This is a genomic window from Streptomyces sp. NRRL F-525 (assembly GCF_000716605.1).
Classification (GTDB): Bacteria; Actinomycetota; Actinomycetes; order Streptomycetales; family Streptomycetaceae; genus Streptomyces.
In genome coordinates, this window is sequence record NZ_JNXE01000177.1 from 1 (window position 1) to 337 (window position 337).

The window sequence follows — 337 nt, forward strand, 5'->3', positions numbered from 1 at the left end:
CGAGTTCGAGGCCCGCTACCGGCTGGAGTACAGCCGCTTCTACGAGTTCCTGGTCGGCTTCTACGACATGCACCATTCGGAGGACTCCTATTTCTGGCAGGCCCGGAAGATCTCCAACACAGCGGACTCCGACCTGCAGTCCTTCGTCGAACTGATCGGCGGAGTCTCCTCCGACGAGTTCGCCGACACGGCCCGGGCCAGGCAGCGGTTCTCCGAGGCGTCCGACGAGATGGCCGGCATGACGCACACCGCCGCAGGCGACGCCGACGGGCCGCACGGCGCCGTGCCGGGAAAGGTGGTGGGCCGCCTCATGGAGCAGAGCGCCGCACTGCAGGCA

At 67.4% G+C, this 337-nt stretch carries 1 protein-coding gene; it reads left to right on the forward strand.

Features of this window, described 5'->3' with window-relative positions; genetic code table 11:
* A partial coding sequence (locus tag OO69_RS48410) for a tryptophan 7-halogenase (protein ID WP_033287435.1) occupies positions 1-337 on the forward strand: 337 nt, incomplete at both ends.